Origin of the sequence: Yersinia sp. 2541 StPb PI, from assembly GCF_052217145.1 — a bacterium.
In the GTDB taxonomy this organism is placed as follows: Bacteria; Pseudomonadota; Gammaproteobacteria; order Enterobacterales; family Enterobacteriaceae; genus Yersinia; species Yersinia enterocolitica_E.
Map to the genome: position 1 here is coordinate 2746968 of NZ_JAZGQB010000001.1, position 15747 is coordinate 2762714.

A 15747-nucleotide genomic window follows, 5' to 3' on the forward strand; every position below is an offset into this window, starting at 1 on the left:
AAATAGAAACTGTGATATCACTGAGCGGAAGTGAATTAAGAGTCGTTATTCAGGCGGGCGCGTAAGCGTTTTATCGCCTGGCTATGAAGCTGGCTGACGCGGGACTCCCCGACCTCAAGCACCGCTCCGATTTCTTTCAGGTTCAGCTCTTCCTGGTAATACAACGTCAGCACCATCTTTTCGCGTTCCGGCAATGCCTCGATCGCTTCAATCACGCGTTGACGCAGATTTCCTTCCAACAAATGTTGCAATGGATTGGCATCCTCATGCCCTTCCAGCAGGGGTTCGACACTTTCACCATGCTCTTCCCGCCATTCGTCATAGGAGAAAAGCTGGCTATTGTTGGTATCCAACAAAATCTGACGGTACTCCGCCAAATTAATATCAAGAATTTGCGCTACTTCCTGCTCAGTTGCAGGGCGCCCCACCCGTTGTTCAACCTGTTGCATGGCACTGGCTACTTCACGTGCATTACGCCGCACACTGCGTGGAGCCCAATCTCGACTACGCAGTTCATCTAGCATGGCACCCCGTATACGCTGTACCGCATAAGTGGTAAACGCAGTCCCTTGCAAAGCGTCATAACGCTCGACAGCATTCAGCAGACCAATACCTCCAGCCTGCAACAAATCATCCAACTCCACGCTGGCCGGCAGGCGAACCTGCAAACGCAGTGCCTCATGGCGAACCAAAGGAACATAGCGTTGCCAGAGGGAATTTTTGTCGATGATGCCTTCAGCGGTATACAGATCGCTCACAGTGACAAATACCTACAATGAGAATGTTATCGTATCTATTATCCGGTGATAGTGAATAACCAATCGCCGGAATAGGAGCAGAAAAGAGGTGTTATTTGATTTATGTATTTATTTTTAGCGTGGAATACCACTACTGCGTTATAGCAACTTAATGTTACACATTACTCATCATTCTTAATCGCCTAAATAGACCCTATTCTTACTCTTATTCCACTGATTGGTATGAATAATATCGCATTGCTAATATGCTAAAATTATCCATAAGGGCTACTATTTCCCAATAAGCTTTTCCTATTTAACCTTAATAGATACAAATGCATAACAATGCTGCGTTACCTCAACGGGGAAAATTGTGTTACCACAGCACATCAAAGCAATGGTGAAATATGAAAGTAACCAATACAAAAATTCATGATGTCAAAATAATTACACCAACTGTTTTTGGGGATCCACGTGGTTTTTTTCTGGAAACGTTTGAGAAGAATCGCTACAGGGAAATGCTGGATATAGACCTTGAGTTTGTACAGGATAATTATTCACGCTCAGGAAAAGGGGTACTGCGAGGACTTCATTTCCAAAAAACAAATCCACAAGGAAAACTTGTCAGAGTTGTTCGCGGCGAGGTTTTTGATGTAGCCGTTGATATTCGTCCTGCTTCTCCCACATTTGGCCAGTGGGAAGGTATTATTTTATCTGAAGATAATAAATCTCAGTTGTGGATACCGCCAGGCCTTGCTCATGGATTCGCAGTTCTCTCAGATATAGCGGACCTGGAATACAAATGTACCGATTATTACACCCCCCAAGATGAAGGATGCCTACTCTGGAATGACCATACTATTAATATTGACTGGCCAATAAGCAATCCCTTGTTATCCGAGAAAGACAAGAATGGCCATTGTTTGCAGGCATTGTTCTAATGAAAATCCTACTAACTGGGGCAAACGGACAACTCGGCCGCTGTATACAAGATCGCATTCCTCAACAATGGCATCTCGATGTGATGGATTCAGGGCTACTGGATATTACAGATAAACAACAAGTCATGCAGAGGGTTGCTCAATGTTCACCCGACATAATTATTAATGCCGCCGCCTACACCGCCGTCGACAAAGCAGAAAGTGAATCGCTACAGGCTGAGAAAGTTAACGCTCAGGGTGCGAAATTCTTAGCCTTAGCTGCAAAAGAGCACCAGGCACGCTTAATCCATATCTCAACGGATTATATTTTTGATGGTTCTCAATCAACGCCCTATAGTGAAGTCGATATTCCCACGCCAGTTAATGTTTACGGTAAGACAAAACTCGCAGGTGAACAAGCCATCGAGTCTATCTTAACTAATGCAGTAATCATCAGAACGTCTTGGGTATTCAGTGAATATGGCAATAACTTTGTCAAAACCATGCTGAAGCTTGGCCAAGAGAGACAGCATTTGACTATCATTCATGACCAACGAGGATGCCCAACTTACGCCGGTGATCTGGCTCAAACCATTATTGAGCTGATTCAAAACCACCCACAAGCCCAAGGTATTTATAATTACTGTGGCGCAAGTGATGTATCTTGGTATGAATTTTCAGAGTTAATCTTCGATATTGCAGTGAGTGATAATTGGCTACTGACCAGACCCTACATCGAGAAAATAACAACGTCTGAATACCCTACACCGGCTAAACGTCCGCAGTACTCATTACTGGATTGCAGTAAGTTGCTCAATCTGGGAATAGAAAGATCGGACTGGAAAAAATCATTATGCAAGGTAGTAAAAAGCCTCTGTGATAATGAAACTAAATAATATTAAAAGTTATCGCTAAGGCTATTAAAATGAATAAAAGTTTACTTATTTTCCCCAGTAACATGCCTGAATCAAGAACGTTCTCACTGACAGCGGAACGTTTAGGCTTACATGTTATAAACGCCACATCAGAACAAGACGAAAATATAAGCAAAGGCAGCCATCAGTTACCTTATATTACTAATTTAAGTTTTAAAGATCACTTTGTCAGCCTGTTAGTAAAAGAATCCATAGGTTATGTGTTTACCCCCCACCCCGTCATCTGGCATTATTTACATAAACTAAAAGAGGAGTTAGCACCGCAATATAAATTTGAAATATGTAATGATGCGCCACTCGAAGCCAGTTACCGACGATTTGAACGAGCTTTTATATGGGCTGAGGCCTGTTTAAAAAGTCATATTTGCGACCTACCAGAAAAATCAGCCCCCCTGCCACAGAACTACTATGCGAATTTATACCTGAATTATTTAGATATCCCTGGCCAAAGTGATGAGCATAAACTCATGGTTCTGGCTGAAATTGCCAGGAGTGCGGTGCCGGGTGATATCGTCGAAATAGGCACATTCTTTGGCCGCTCCGCATATGCATTAGCTTGGTTGGCGCAAAAACATCAGTTGGGTAATATAATTTGTGTTGATCCTTGGCATGATAAGTCGGCACAAGACCAAGGGGTATCTGCCACTTTAGTTAATGAATCGGCTGATCAGGCTCGTTGGCATGAAATATTCTCCGGATTTATTGCTTCAGTTTCGGGCTTAAGTAATATTAACTATTTACGCCAGCCATCAGCGATTGCATGTGCAACCTACCAAGCCTGTGCACGACAGAAAGAGATAGTTAGCCCAGAGTTAGGGTCCGTGTCTATCTCTGGTAAAATTTCTATCCTACATATCGATGGCAACCATAAGTTTGAAGAAGTACAACAAGATATAAACTTATGGTTACCCTTGATGAATGATGGCGGCTGGGTGTTAATTGATGACTATAATTGGGCATTCGGTGATGGACCAAAACTTGCCGGTGATAGACTTAAAAAGCATCATCGGGTGAAGTATCACTTCGTTTCTGGCGACACTTTATACTTGAAATTATAATATTTAAAATCGGGGAGTAACCCCGATTTTACTTATCAAGCATAAGGTAAATAGATATTGAGCCATTGTTCAAGATTGCTACCTGTCAAGATCCACTCACTCTGTATTTTATGCTGTAATTGCGATCCTTTAGTTCTGCAATTAATTTTATTCTCACAGTGAGAACGAATACTTTCAATCCATGCATTCTTTTTATTCTTCACTAACGTAATCGGTAAATTACATCGATGGCTCACGATATCACTGCAAATTACAGGTACTCCGCAAGCACCATGTTCTAAGATTCTCATATTATTACCACATCGATTCTTGAATAGGTCTGCTCGTGGTACAACAGCCAAATCGAGTCGCAATGACAATAGCTTTTCAGCATATTGTTCCTTAGGCACTCTGCGGTGAAACTCACGGATGTAAGGTTTTAAAATTTTGGGATAAGCGCCGTAGAAGACCCAATCAACATCGAGAAAAGTATTTTCCATTACGCCAAGCAGGATATCAATATCTTCTGGTATTAAGTCTAGAGCAATGCATCCAATACGTGGTTTGCTATGTTCCGTCTCAATTTGCACGAGATATTGCCAAGACGTAGGGAGATAACTATTTACAGAGACGACATCTGGATGCACTGTCTTTAATATTTCACATAATAGAGGAGACGTCACCACTAACCGGTCAGCAACAGAAATATTATTAATAATCTCTATTGGTAAATTTTGAAGTGAGCTGGCTGAGGTACAATACATTGCCAAAGCATCGGCGTCAGCCAAAATAAAGATTTTAGCAATATCTCTTAACTTGCGAATACTATCACTGCTCTCAACCTTAAACGGTAGTGCTACTGAAAGCGTATCAGGTCTATATCGTAGTAATTCAACCAAAGAAGGTAATGTCTCTACCATTAGCCCACTAATCGCGCCAGCAGACGCTAACTCAACATATGAGGTTTCGACTCGCGAATGGCGATCTTCATACGAATTTTTTTTATACGGGTATAGCGCCATAATAACAGGCTGTGAGCTATCATAAACAGATTGGTATGTTAGGCCACTATTCCATTCAATATTAAAACCGCCCCCAAACATCGAAAGATTAATATTGTGTTGTGGGTCGCAAGCAATAATTGGCCACCATTTTTGGTATAGTGTGTTTTTATTTTCCTTAATTATTATTGCAGTTTCTGATTGAGGGTTTTCTGTGTTTTTCTCAACATTTAATGAATCGTATTTATCTAAAACAACGGTAGCATGTGGCGTCCAAATAGCCCTATATCCTATATCGGTTAAACGTAAACTCATCTCAACTGAGTTAATTTGTGGGTCAATGATGTGAACATCACATCCATTTAACTGTGTATAAATAGATTTTCGAATAAGCAAGCATTGCATAGGAAGTGCGCTAACACATTGTTCAACCTGCAATCGCTGCATATAACCTACAGCATCATATCGCTCATGCGTAAAAGGACTATCAGCTAATCCGTTAAGCCCCAAAATATAGCCAGCGGATAGAACCCGCCCCTCTCGTGAAATTATTTTTGGGCCAACCATTCCAATATCACTGCGCAGAGCCTGATTTAATAAATTATCTAGCCAATTTTCTTGAATGATCAATGTATGAACATCAAGTAATTGCAGGTATTCTCCTTTGGCCTCGCTAGCTGCTCTATTATTTGCTGATGGGTAATTTAACGTTGTATCTGAACGGATTACTCTAATTTTCTCAACATCGATAACCTTCAGACCCTCTAACCAATTCGACATCTGTTTATCGGTGTTATTATTATCAAGAATAATCAGTTCATAGTGACTATAACGTGTTTTTTCTAAAATAGATGTTATACATTTTTGTAATGCAACTAGCTGCTCATTAGCTACAATTAAAATACTCACAAGCGGATTAGACGGATGGTTATAGATCAATCGATAACAACCAGGCAGAGGTGAATGCACCTGGCTATCACTATAACCTGATAACTGTAAATACCGTTCCAATACCGACATGATCTCTGTACTGCTTTCTAAAACAGGAATAGCGGCCGATAGCAGTGGGTCAGGAACATGCTTGATAGCTTCAGTCCCTTTCTCACATACTATTCTAACGATTAAATCCAGTTCATAAGCATAAGCCAGATTATTATCTAGCCCTCCTAGCCCCAAAAATATTTCTCTCCGATACAGCCATCTTTTAGCAAAATACTTAGGTACCGAAAGCAGTAATTCCAGATTAATTTCAGGCAAGAACGCCCCACCCCAATTACCTTGCTCATCAAAAATTAACTCATCACAATAAACCGCAACCGACTCATTGTCATTGCACAAAGATAGCCCAAGTTTAACCATTCCATATTCGTTAAAGAGACAACCGGCCGAAACCATTTGAATCCAATCAACATCGGTGGCATTGGTCACTGAGTTTATTTCTGAAACGACATCATCGGCACAAACTGTTTTAATCCAATTTGGTGTTACTGCCAGGGAAAAACTTACCGGCGAAATAACCGTAATCTCTATATTGGGATATTTATTTCTTGCGACCACTATCGACTCTAGCGTTTTAGTGATTGCTTCACCGTCACCAATCACATCAATAATAAAAATATGAAAATGAGGATAACCCACATCATTCCCATAATTTTCTTGTATTTTATTTAACGCTGACATTGGTGGCTTTTTACTTTCCAACCAATCTCTCACATCACCGACTTTATTACTCAATTTCTGACTTGCATAATTTTGTGTTTTCTCGAGGAAAACACAAAACTCCTTTTGGAAATCAAGTTCGATATTTTTAACAAAATCCCGAACTTTATATAATTCACTGCTCACTTTAGTTAAAGATTCTTCATCGTCATGCCAGCTAATTCCAGCATTCCCCATATCTGCGAGTGTTTTTTCTGACATGGCGAAATGTTCATAACCGGCCACAACTTTCGCAACTACCGGGCAGCCACAAAGAGCGGCCAGCGCACATGTTCCCGATGCTTCAAAGGAGTAAAGTACCTTCCCACGTTTCAGAATTTCCGCTAATTCGCTTAAAGGTACTGGGTTAGCACTGGATAAGATATGAATATCTTTCGGCAAAAGGGAGAAATCTATACAGCTCAATGGAATACGATTCAGATTGAGTAATGTCATATCCCGGACATAACCCTCATCACAGAATAAATTTAAATCAATTACAGGTAATGTTAATAAGTCATGACCGACTTCCTGGTCTGCAAATTCACCTCGATAGAAAAAAAAGAGGTCATCACTATTTTCCAAGATAGGATTGCCGTTGATAACACCTTCACGGTTAAGCATATACCTAACACAAACGGGTGCCGACAGCGGATTACCAGAAACAACATCAGGATATACGCCAATGCAGTTATTCACATGCTGCTCATATACTTCTTCGCTCAGCAGTGGGGTGTTCCAATTTGGATTAACCTCAGAGCAACCTGTAATATATGCAGTGCCACCACACTCATTAATTAAGTGGCAAAGCCGATGCATAACCTGAATTCCTGAGGACGATTCTTTATAATCTGGTGCAATAATAAAGTAAGGATGATTTTTGGTACCAAGCATAGTAAGCTTCCCGCAACAGATTAAATAGTGACGATTTATTTCAGGTGAATAAAGTCAGGTTAAACATAATCAGAAAGATATTTTTTCTCTAATTCCAGTAAGTCTTTTTTCCGGTTTTTTAATCTTTTCGCTGGGATGCCAAAATAAATACCCCACGGGTCAGTACTTTTCGTCACTAATGTCATGGCACCAATAGCACATCCTTCAGCAATGATAACACCTGGGAACACAATAGAATTAGTACCTACGATAACATGTTTCCTGAGTACAACATCCGCCTCAACCAGCCCTTTAAGTTCTATTGGAATAGTCGGGTTAGTTAAAAACTTCCCGCTATAGTCATCGCTGCCGGTAAAAATATGGCATCCATAGGCTAGGCCGGAGAAATCCTCAAACGTAATACTACACTCCCCGGCACATATATTAGAAAATGCGGCAATATGCACATTCCTGCCTATAATAACTCTTCCTGAGATCAGGCAGAAATCATCAATCCGGGTATTATCGCCTATTTCTATTTCATAAGGTCTATAGATAGAGGCTCGGCTACTGACTTTAACGTTTTCCCCTATTTTTTTAAACCCCATCTGGGCTAACTCGTTTGCTGTCAGAAATGCCATATTAACCTCTAATTAAGATAATGATGGATATCATAGGTTTGTGTAACACAATATTAGCGACTAATTCACACAGACAAGAATATCTTTTTCCATATTATCAATCATTTCCAACATAATATCTAACGTTGGATAATGAAGAATAATACAGCCTAATGTATCGTGAGAACCACTAAACGCTCTGACTTTATCGCCTGGTTTCACCCATAGATCTAATTCAACAATATACTGCTTAGCGCGTTCGGAAAGCCAAAGAGACTCAAAAGATCCATTGTCAAGGGCATGAATCATATAACTTGACCAATAGCCTTGTGTTGGCAACATAGCCAAACTAGAACAATCCAGACCCAATGCAGCATCAACGGTATATTTTATTAGGTCGACTTGTGTGGAATAACGTATTACTTCAGGGATCTGGCAACCGCCATTTCTTGGGCCAAGCTCAAGGAAAAAGAATTCCCCCTCTTGAGAGAATACAAAATCAAAATTAAGAGCCCCCATTGTCATACCAAGGAGTGTGAGCAGCCGCTGAGACTCTTGATGTGCTATGTCCAGTAAATGATTGGCATGTGAAGTCGGGAACGACTGCCCGATGGGGACTAAGCCATTACAAAGCTTATCGAAATGCTCATCTGCCCAGCAGCGGAAAACCAGTTGCCCATCAACAATAAATCCATCTCCTGCAACCTGGTAACTGGCTTTAACAATCTGCTCTTCTATAACAACTTTTTTCTCTCGAGAAAATGTTAAAGCATGCGCAAAAGCTATATCAAAATCATCTAGTGACTCAAGTCGGGTTACACCTTTACTGCCTGATGAATCTACCGGTTTAATAAACGCCGGCAATTTGATATCCATCAGCCATTGTCGTGCCAATTCTTTATCATAAAAAGAAGCTGAACGCGGAACATTAAAATTATGTTGTTTTAGAAATGCACGAAATAAATCTTTGCGTGCCAAAATCTCGACTGAGGCATAAGGATTGCCAGGAAGACCTAATTGTTCAGCAACATAGGCTGCCGTCGGTGCCGCAGGGTCCGACGCATAAGCGACGATAGCATCAATCTTTAACGTTTTTGCCAACGCTAAGACAGCATCTTTATCCGTTGTGGATACGTTATATGACTCATGTGCTATACAATGCCCGGGATTATCGGGTAGATAATCACAGGTAATAACGTGATGTCCTTGTTCAAGGGCATATTTGATAGGCGGAATTTGTGTAGGTGCTGCGCCGAGAAAGAGAATTTTTTTCATAAGAAACCTTTATAGTTTTAATGATTAAATCAAGACACTCTGAATTCAAAGCGGAGAAAATGGGTAAGCAGAGTATTCTGGCTGAAATATTTCGTGAGACGTGACAGGGTGATTTTTCATTAAGGAACTCCAGGCTATCGAGACTTGGATAAAAATATCTTCTCGCCATTATCCCAGCAACCATTAAAGCGTCTTTTACTTGTAACATTTTCTGTTCCGTGTCAAACACAACCGGAACATAGGCATAGTTATTATTTATATTATTATTGCGCTGCTGAAATGAAATGAGTTCACCAAGATTATCAGCATAATTATGCCAAATTTGACTACGTTGAGCTAAATTCAGCTCTATTTCGTCCAAAACACACAGTCCCATCGCCGCATTAAATTCATTCATTTTGGCATTAATGCCTAATGCTACAATTCTCTCCGGGCCTTCAATACCAAAATTAATAAGTTCTTTAGCTTTATCAAGAGATTCTTTATCTTTAAAGATGATAGCTCCACCTTCTATGGTGTGAAATACCTTGGTGGCATGGAAACTCAAAGTAGCGGCATCGCCCCACAGTAATAAACTATCTCCGTTATGCTTAACACCAAACGCATGAGCAGCATCATAAATAACTTTCAACTGATACTTGTCAGCAATTGCCTTAATAGCCTCAACATCACATGCATTACCAAATACATGGACAGGGACGATGGCCTTAGTTTGAGGTGTAATTGAAGCTTCAATGCAAGTGGGGTCAAGACACCAAGTCTCTGCATCAATATCACAAAATACTGGCGTAATATTTTCCCATTTCAATGTACTGGCCGTCGCCACAAAACTGAATGGTGTGGTGATGGCTTCCGCCGGTTTTCCATTAATGGTTTTTTCGATTCCCAAAGCACGGTATGCCATTTGCAAGGCAAGAGTACCGTTGGCGACCAGCAGTAAGTGCTCAACACCAAGATATTTTTTTAATCTCTGTGTTAATTCTTCAACTAATGGCCCCGAATTTGTTAGCCACTTTCGCTGATAAATACCGTCAATGTATTTTTCTAATTTTTCACGTGCGGGCAAATAGGGCTGAGTGACTGGAATCATGATGTTATTACTCAATGGAAAGCTGCATTAGTTGAGATACTGCATTGATAGAATTGGGTATTTTTCGCCATAAAACTAACTTTGCGATTACGTTTAACACGCTTTCAGAGATAAATACTGCTCAATGAGTGAGGGATGTCTGCTTTATAAACACTATCGAACATAACCCTATGGCAAATAAGTATGTCGTAGATAATCCCTTTTTTAATCCTGATTTAGAGGCCATTTAGTACCTCTGTTCTTGGGATTAACAGGCATAAAAAATCATGACCAAAACAGAGGAAATTTCAGTGTGGAACAGGTGTGTGAATGTCCTATTGGTGATGGAGCCCCTATCGCCAATAGGACTATTACTATGCGAATAACCGATCTTTTACGGCTTAGGCAGCCAAGCCTGCAACCACGCGTTTAGGTTGTCACCTTCAAGCATCCATTTTTGCCGGACAGCGCTTCGTAGCTCATCACCAATACGGGCTGTCGTCTCCATATCATCCAAATGCATGCGAATCGCATCAACCCAATCTTTAAAACGATTATTTATTCGAGTCGCCGGTAGATCACCATGATATGGTTCAATATCGGTACAAATCACGGGTATTCCACAAGCCCCCATTTCCAATAGTCGTAAGTTACTTTTACTCACATTGAATTGGTTCTGTTCTAAAGGAACTACCGCCAGATCTAAATTTAAACTGGCTAATTTTTCAGGGTAGAGTTCAATTGGCACTCCGCCATGAAACTCACAATTAACCCCCTCAGGTTTCATCCCCATAAAGACCCATTCAACTTCATTTTCCAGCGCCTTGACCACGGATTTTATAATAGCAAGGTCACCCGCATGACTTGAGCCGCCGGCCCAACCTACTCGTGCTTTCTTGCCCGTTCGACGGTGGCTGGTGAGATTACTCCACCACGTAGGGGAAAGGGTATTTTGTGCAATACGAATATCTGAATGGAAAGGCGCATATTCCCGAGCAAGTGCCGCCGTGGAAACCACCAGCCAATCAGCACTCTCAATGGCCCGCCGGATACGCTTGATAACATCCTGCGGAATCTGGCGACGATAAGAACTGGCTACCGGTATGTTAGGCAGATAATCATCATATTCGAGTACAATTTTGCTCCCCACATGTTCACGATAATGCTGCATAACCTGTGGAATTCGCTCCCCGGTAATCCCCTGAAGGACAATGACATCAGGAGAAAGACGCGCAACCTCAGTCATATTATCCATGAGTCTGAGGTGAAGTCCCCCCTCAATACCACCATGCTGTTCCAGTGCTTGAAATGGCTGAATGACTCGATAGTGCCCACATCCAAACCAGTCTGCATGGCAAGCCAATACTACTGGCAGTGGTCGCCCTGGCAACGGTTGCTGAATACGGGATTGCATGATATTAAGCTCAAATCCCGGTTTTTCGCGGCTAAATGCGGGGTGATAAGCCGGATCATTGGCAAGCTGAGGTAACCAATGTTGGTAGAGTGGTTTTATATGACTCTCATCAGGTTTCGGTGCCACAGCAAAGCGATCACTTAACAACCGTGTGGCACCACCATAATGTCGAACAACAGCGTCAGGTGTCCATACGGTGAGATAGCCTTGTTGCCTGACTTTTAGTGCCAGATCAACATCGCCAAAATAGACAGGGAAAGCCTGTTCATTAAATCCCCCCACTTCAGCAAATACCTCGCGGCGCATCATCATGCAGGCCGCACTCACCGCCGAAACATTATGGGTGACCTGCAACCGATTCATGTAACCCCCCTCACGGCCCTGCTCACCTTGGAAAGCCGCCCCTACACTGTTGTCTACCCCCAAAATATATCCTGCATGCTGGATACGACCATCCGGGAACACTAACTTGGCCCCTACCGCGCCAACTTCAGGGCGCATCGCGTGATTAACCATTACAGTCAACCAATCGCCTTGCACAATTTCTATATCGTTATTCAAAAACAGGAGTAGTTCGCCGCGAGCTTGTTCCACAGCAAAATTATTTATTGCAGAATAATTAAAGGCGGCAGGCCAGCGTAAGACACGAATTTGCTCAAGTCTAAGTTCCTCTAATTGCGTAAGGAACTGACAAGCGGCCAGGTCTTGTGAGTTATTATCGACAATCAGCACTTCATAACGAGAATATTGGGTTTTCTCCATCAAACTGTCGATGCATTTGCGCAAGAAATCTAAATGATCACGGGTTGGAATAATAATCGAGACCAGTGGTTGGGTTTGATGTTGATAATCGATACGCAGAGTGCCTGATACACTGCCCAATTGTAACGTTGCATTAGAACCTAAGCGCTGCAAGTGAGCCTGTACCGCAGTAGCAGCAAGCTCAATCGTATCTGCTTTTTGCAACCATTCGGTCAAGGGTGTTTTAGCATGGAGTAGCACTTCGGTAATATGGCCTATTGATAATGGCCCGGCATGCTCAATACAACGCCACACGATATCCAATAGGCAAAGGTCACGATAATCGCTATTTAGCCCCCCTAATTGATTGATACCGTGGGGATTAATCGCCATAGCCCGGCCAATAAAAGGAAAACTCCGTAACAAATCAATATTACAATCAGGTTTTAATACCAACAGCGTAGGTTCGCCATCAGAAATAATATCTTCGTCAGTGTAGCAAACTAAAGATTCTGGGTGACAGACACGATGAGTGGCTAACAGGAGTAATGTTTGCGGCTCGAAGGTATCACCGGCATTAGATAACAACACATAACCCTCATCCATTGTGGCCATTAATGGATTAATTGCGTCAACCCAATGATCCGAATATGTGATTGTTACAATATCGCTATCACTTGAATCTACTTCATTTTGTGTTGATGAAACGATCAATATCTGGCTGGCGAGATAAGACTGTTGACGCAAACTACTCAACGAAGCGCTGATCGCCCCACTATCACCTTCACTGTCAATTATCACCACCGCAATACGCCCGGCACTGCCATTATTTTCTAACAACCCGCGTAGCAGCGCGGTGCGCGTAAGCGAGGGAATTCTCTCTTGCTGCCATTTAGTCATCGTCTCTACCGGAGTAATCTCGGTATTAAGCACTCTGCTATGCAACCTGAGTTGGCTGGCTTCCTGCTCACTAATCTGTTTTCGTTGTGTGGAATTGGTAGTCGAGAGCCATCTAACCGACTGCGATTCAAACCCATATTTATCGATAAATAGCGGCTGCTGCGATGCAGAAAACAGTTGGGCGGCTGAGTATCCCTCACGCAGAGCGGCAATAATCTCAGACAACTCAAATGTTTTGCCACCATTAACGCCTAAAAAACCCTCATCGATAAGTGATGCCATATTGGCATGGTCAACATAGCCGTTTCCGCCCCGCTCACCATAAATAAATACCGGAATTCCCATGCAAAGCGCCAGTGTGGCCCCTTCTGCCGCGGTAATAACCACATCAAAAGACGCTACAATTTCTGGCGTTAATTGGCGGTACTCCATAGCATCACAATCGATCCCTGCCGCTGACAACGCATCTAAAAACACGCCGATATCGTCAGGTAGCTGCTGAGAAAGTACCAATACACGGGAAAGAGAGTTGTTAAGCTCATGACATAATGGTGAGCAATAGCGTTGTGGTACCCAATGGCCGAAACCCAATTTTTCAGCGTTGAGACCCGTTTGACTGAGTGTCACCCTATGCTGAGGTGTGCGGGCCAAAATTAGGTCTGCCAGACGATTTTCCATGGCGACATTGACCGGTAAATCGGTGCCTGCCGCTGTATGGCTCCAAACGATAAAAGCGTCCGTCCCTTGTTGTTCCAGGCATGTGAGGAGGCTGGAACTCAAGACCGAATTTTGTATCCAGATAATCTGGTAATCATTACTCCATTCATAATCTTGCTGGTCGGAAATAATGAGCTGATTGCCATAGTGCCGCTTTTCTAATTCTTTTTGACAATCCCCGCCGTAAGATTGTGCTGTGACATCCACTTGCCAGCCCTTTGAAATGAAGTATTCAATCAACTCAAGCGTGACTAGCGCTTCACTTTGCAAATTAAGAAGTTGGTGGGTGGTTATCAAAACATTCGGCATGGAGGGTGTCCTTAAATAACGCTCAGACGCTAAAAAAAGTAATGGGGCAAATTAACATAGGGCCGCTATTAATTAACGGCAGAAAAGACGCCAGATATGCCCCTAAAAGCAAAAAACCCGGCATAAGCCGGGTTGAATATACAGTGCGATAATCGATATTAACGCAGCAGAGACAGAACAGTTTGTGGAACCTGGTTTGCCTGTGCCAATACTGAAGTACCTGCTTGTTGCAGGATCTGAGCACGGCTCATGTTAGACACTTCAGTTGCATAGTCAGCATCCTGGATACGGCTTTGTGCAGCAGTCAGGTTGTTAACAGTGTTGTTCAGGTTAGTTACTGTAGATTGGAAACGGTTTTGTACCGCACCCAGGGAGCTACGCTGAACGTCGATATCTGAAATTGCGGCATCCAGTGCTTTCAACGGATCGCTGGTCGCGCCAGTGGTCAGTTTTTTCAGGCTCAGCGTAGAGGTATCAATGGTAACCGCTGCGGTGCCCGCTGTAGCGGTGTTTGCTGTTTGTGGATCAACAGCGATATAGAAGGATTTAGTATCACCACTAGTAATATCAAAACCATTAGCTTTCAGGTTATTAGCTTCAGTCGCTGAGGCTGGAGTGATATCTACTTTAGTGAACCAGTTACCTGCGCTATCTTTAGTTGGCGCACCAGCAACAGCTACGCTACCAGAAGCTAAGCCCAAGCGGCTTGCCAAATCACCAGGGGTTTTCTCTGCTGAAGTTGCACCCGTAACACTGGTGGTTGAACCAAAGGCTTTCTGGAAATCAGCGGCGGCTAAAGCGGTCGTTGCAGCACCACCTTTAGGACCAGTTACGTTGAAGCCTTCCAGATTCAAGGTTTTAGACGTTACTTCTTTCAGGCTGATATCGATAGTTTCGTTATCGTTAGCACCAACCTGGATAGACATTTTGGTGTCTTGGCTCAGAACTTTCACGCCGTTGAACTGGGTTTGAGCAGATACACGGTCGATTTCGTCCAGACGCAATTGAATTTCGTCTTGGATTGAAGACAAGTCGCTGGTAGAGTTGCTGCCGGTAGATGCCTGAACAGTCAGCTCACGAACACGTTGTAAGTTGTTGTTGATTTCGTTCAGCGCGCCTTCAGTAGTCTGTGCAACAGAGATACCGTCGTTAGCGTTACGTGCTGCCTGAGTCAGGCCTTTGATGTTAGAAGTGAAACGGTTAGCGATTGCCTGACCCGCAGCATCGTCTTTGGCACTGTTAATACGCAGACCAGAAGACAGACGCTCAATGGCGGAGCCTAAAGCTGTCTGAGATTTAGTCATGTTGTTCTGAGTATTCAGAGACAGGATGTTAGTATTAATTACTGACATAGTGAATTCCTTAAATGCAATTGGGTTATGATTTGGGCTTACTGCCCACGGCTTCATCACCGTCACAACTTGTATCGGCGCTCTTTAAGGAACCTTTAGCCATTCTGCGAAATAATTTTAAATTTCGCTAAAAATTATTCTTTATCTCT

The 15747-nt window shown here is 42.6% G+C and carries 10 protein-coding genes; 3 read left to right on the plus strand and 7 right to left on the minus strand.

The genetic code is table 11. The annotated features are described in order from the left end of the window. Positions 1–35: 35 nt before the first annotated feature. Complete coding sequence (locus tag V1953_RS12405) at positions 36–758, minus strand: RNA polymerase sigma factor FliA (RefSeq protein ID WP_420073314.1); 723 nt, start codon at positions 756–758, stop codon at positions 36–38. Positions 759–1144: 386 nt separating this feature from the next. Between V1953_RS12405 and rfbC the strand changes: the two genes are divergently transcribed. From rfbC to V1953_RS12420, 3 genes are read left to right on the plus strand one after another with little or no spacing between them, the layout of a single operon-like run. After that, positions 1145–1678: a dTDP-4-dehydrorhamnose 3,5-epimerase gene (gene rfbC, locus V1953_RS12410; RefSeq protein ID WP_372569039.1), complete on the plus strand. Its 534-nt coding sequence runs from the start codon at positions 1145–1147 to the stop codon at positions 1676–1678. After that, complete coding sequence (gene rfbD / locus V1953_RS12415; RefSeq protein WP_442850987.1) at positions 1678–2553, plus strand: dTDP-4-dehydrorhamnose reductase; 876 nt, start codon at positions 1678–1680, stop codon at positions 2551–2553. Before rfbC ends, rfbD begins: the two co-directional genes overlap by 1 nt. Positions 2554–2582: 29 nt before the next feature. Further along, the gene (locus V1953_RS12420; protein ID WP_442850988.1) at positions 2583–3650 is read left to right on the plus strand and encodes a class I SAM-dependent methyltransferase; all 1068 of its coding nucleotides are present in this window, start codon (positions 2583–2585) and stop codon (positions 3648–3650) included. A gap of 35 nt (positions 3651–3685) precedes the next feature. Here the strand turns inward: V1953_RS12420 and V1953_RS12425 are convergent, their stop codons facing one another. The 6 genes from V1953_RS12425 to V1953_RS12450 form a co-directional block, all read right to left on the minus strand. Beyond that, positions 3686–7222: a glycosyltransferase gene (locus tag V1953_RS12425; protein WP_442850989.1), complete on the minus strand. Its 3537-nt coding sequence runs from the start codon at positions 7220–7222 to the stop codon at positions 3686–3688. A gap of 59 nt (positions 7223–7281) precedes the next feature. Further along, positions 7282–7842, minus strand: coding sequence for an acyltransferase (locus V1953_RS12430; RefSeq protein WP_372569035.1), 561 nt, complete (start codon positions 7840–7842; stop codon positions 7282–7284). A 60-nt stretch (positions 7843–7902) separates the two neighbouring features. Then, on the minus strand, positions 7903–9096 hold the full coding sequence (locus V1953_RS12435) for a hypothetical protein (RefSeq protein WP_372569034.1): 1194 nt from the start codon (positions 9094–9096) through the stop codon (positions 7903–7905). Next, the gene (locus V1953_RS12440) at positions 9032–10186 is read right to left on the minus strand and encodes a DegT/DnrJ/EryC1/StrS family aminotransferase (protein WP_442850990.1); all 1155 of its coding nucleotides are present in this window, start codon (positions 10184–10186) and stop codon (positions 9032–9034) included. The genes V1953_RS12435 and V1953_RS12440 overlap by 65 nt, the downstream gene beginning before the upstream one ends. A gap of 373 nt (positions 10187–10559) precedes the next feature. Then, on the minus strand, positions 10560–14246 hold the full coding sequence (locus tag V1953_RS12445; RefSeq protein ID WP_442850991.1) for a glycosyltransferase: 3687 nt from the start codon (positions 14244–14246) through the stop codon (positions 10560–10562). A 158-nt stretch (positions 14247–14404) separates the two neighbouring features. Then, entirely contained in the window at positions 14405–15598 is a 1194-nt protein-coding gene (locus tag V1953_RS12450; protein ID WP_442850992.1) for a FliC/FljB family flagellin, read from the minus strand. Positions 15599–15747: the final 149 nt, after the last annotated feature.

What these genes read in the sequence shown, in the direction of transcription:
- V1953_RS12430 (WP_372569035.1), bottom strand. Translation starts at nt 7,842, where the DNA reads ATGGCATTTCTGACAGCAAACGAGTTAGCCCAGATGGGGTTTAAAAAA.
- rfbD (WP_442850987.1), top strand. Translation starts at nt 1,678, where the DNA reads ATGAAAATCCTACTAACTGGGGCAAACGGACAACTCGGCCGCTGTATA.
- V1953_RS12450 (WP_442850992.1), bottom strand. Translation starts at nt 15,598, where the DNA reads ATGTCAGTAATTAATACTAACATCCTGTCTCTGAATACTCAGAACAAC.
- V1953_RS12445 (WP_442850991.1), bottom strand. Translation starts at nt 14,246, where the DNA reads ATGCCGAATGTTTTGATAACCACCCACCAACTTCTTAATTTGCAAAGT.
- V1953_RS12435 (WP_372569034.1), bottom strand. Translation starts at nt 9,096, where the DNA reads ATGAAAAAAATTCTCTTTCTCGGCGCAGCACCTACACAAATTCCGCCT.
- rfbC (WP_372569039.1), top strand. Translation starts at nt 1,145, where the DNA reads ATGAAAGTAACCAATACAAAAATTCATGATGTCAAAATAATTACACCA.
- V1953_RS12425 (WP_442850989.1), bottom strand. Translation starts at nt 7,222, where the DNA reads ATGCTTGGTACCAAAAATCATCCTTACTTTATTATTGCACCAGATTAT.
- V1953_RS12440 (WP_442850990.1), bottom strand. Translation starts at nt 10,186, where the DNA reads ATGATTCCAGTCACTCAGCCCTATTTGCCCGCACGTGAAAAATTAGAA.
- V1953_RS12420 (WP_442850988.1), top strand. Translation starts at nt 2,583, where the DNA reads ATGAATAAAAGTTTACTTATTTTCCCCAGTAACATGCCTGAATCAAGA.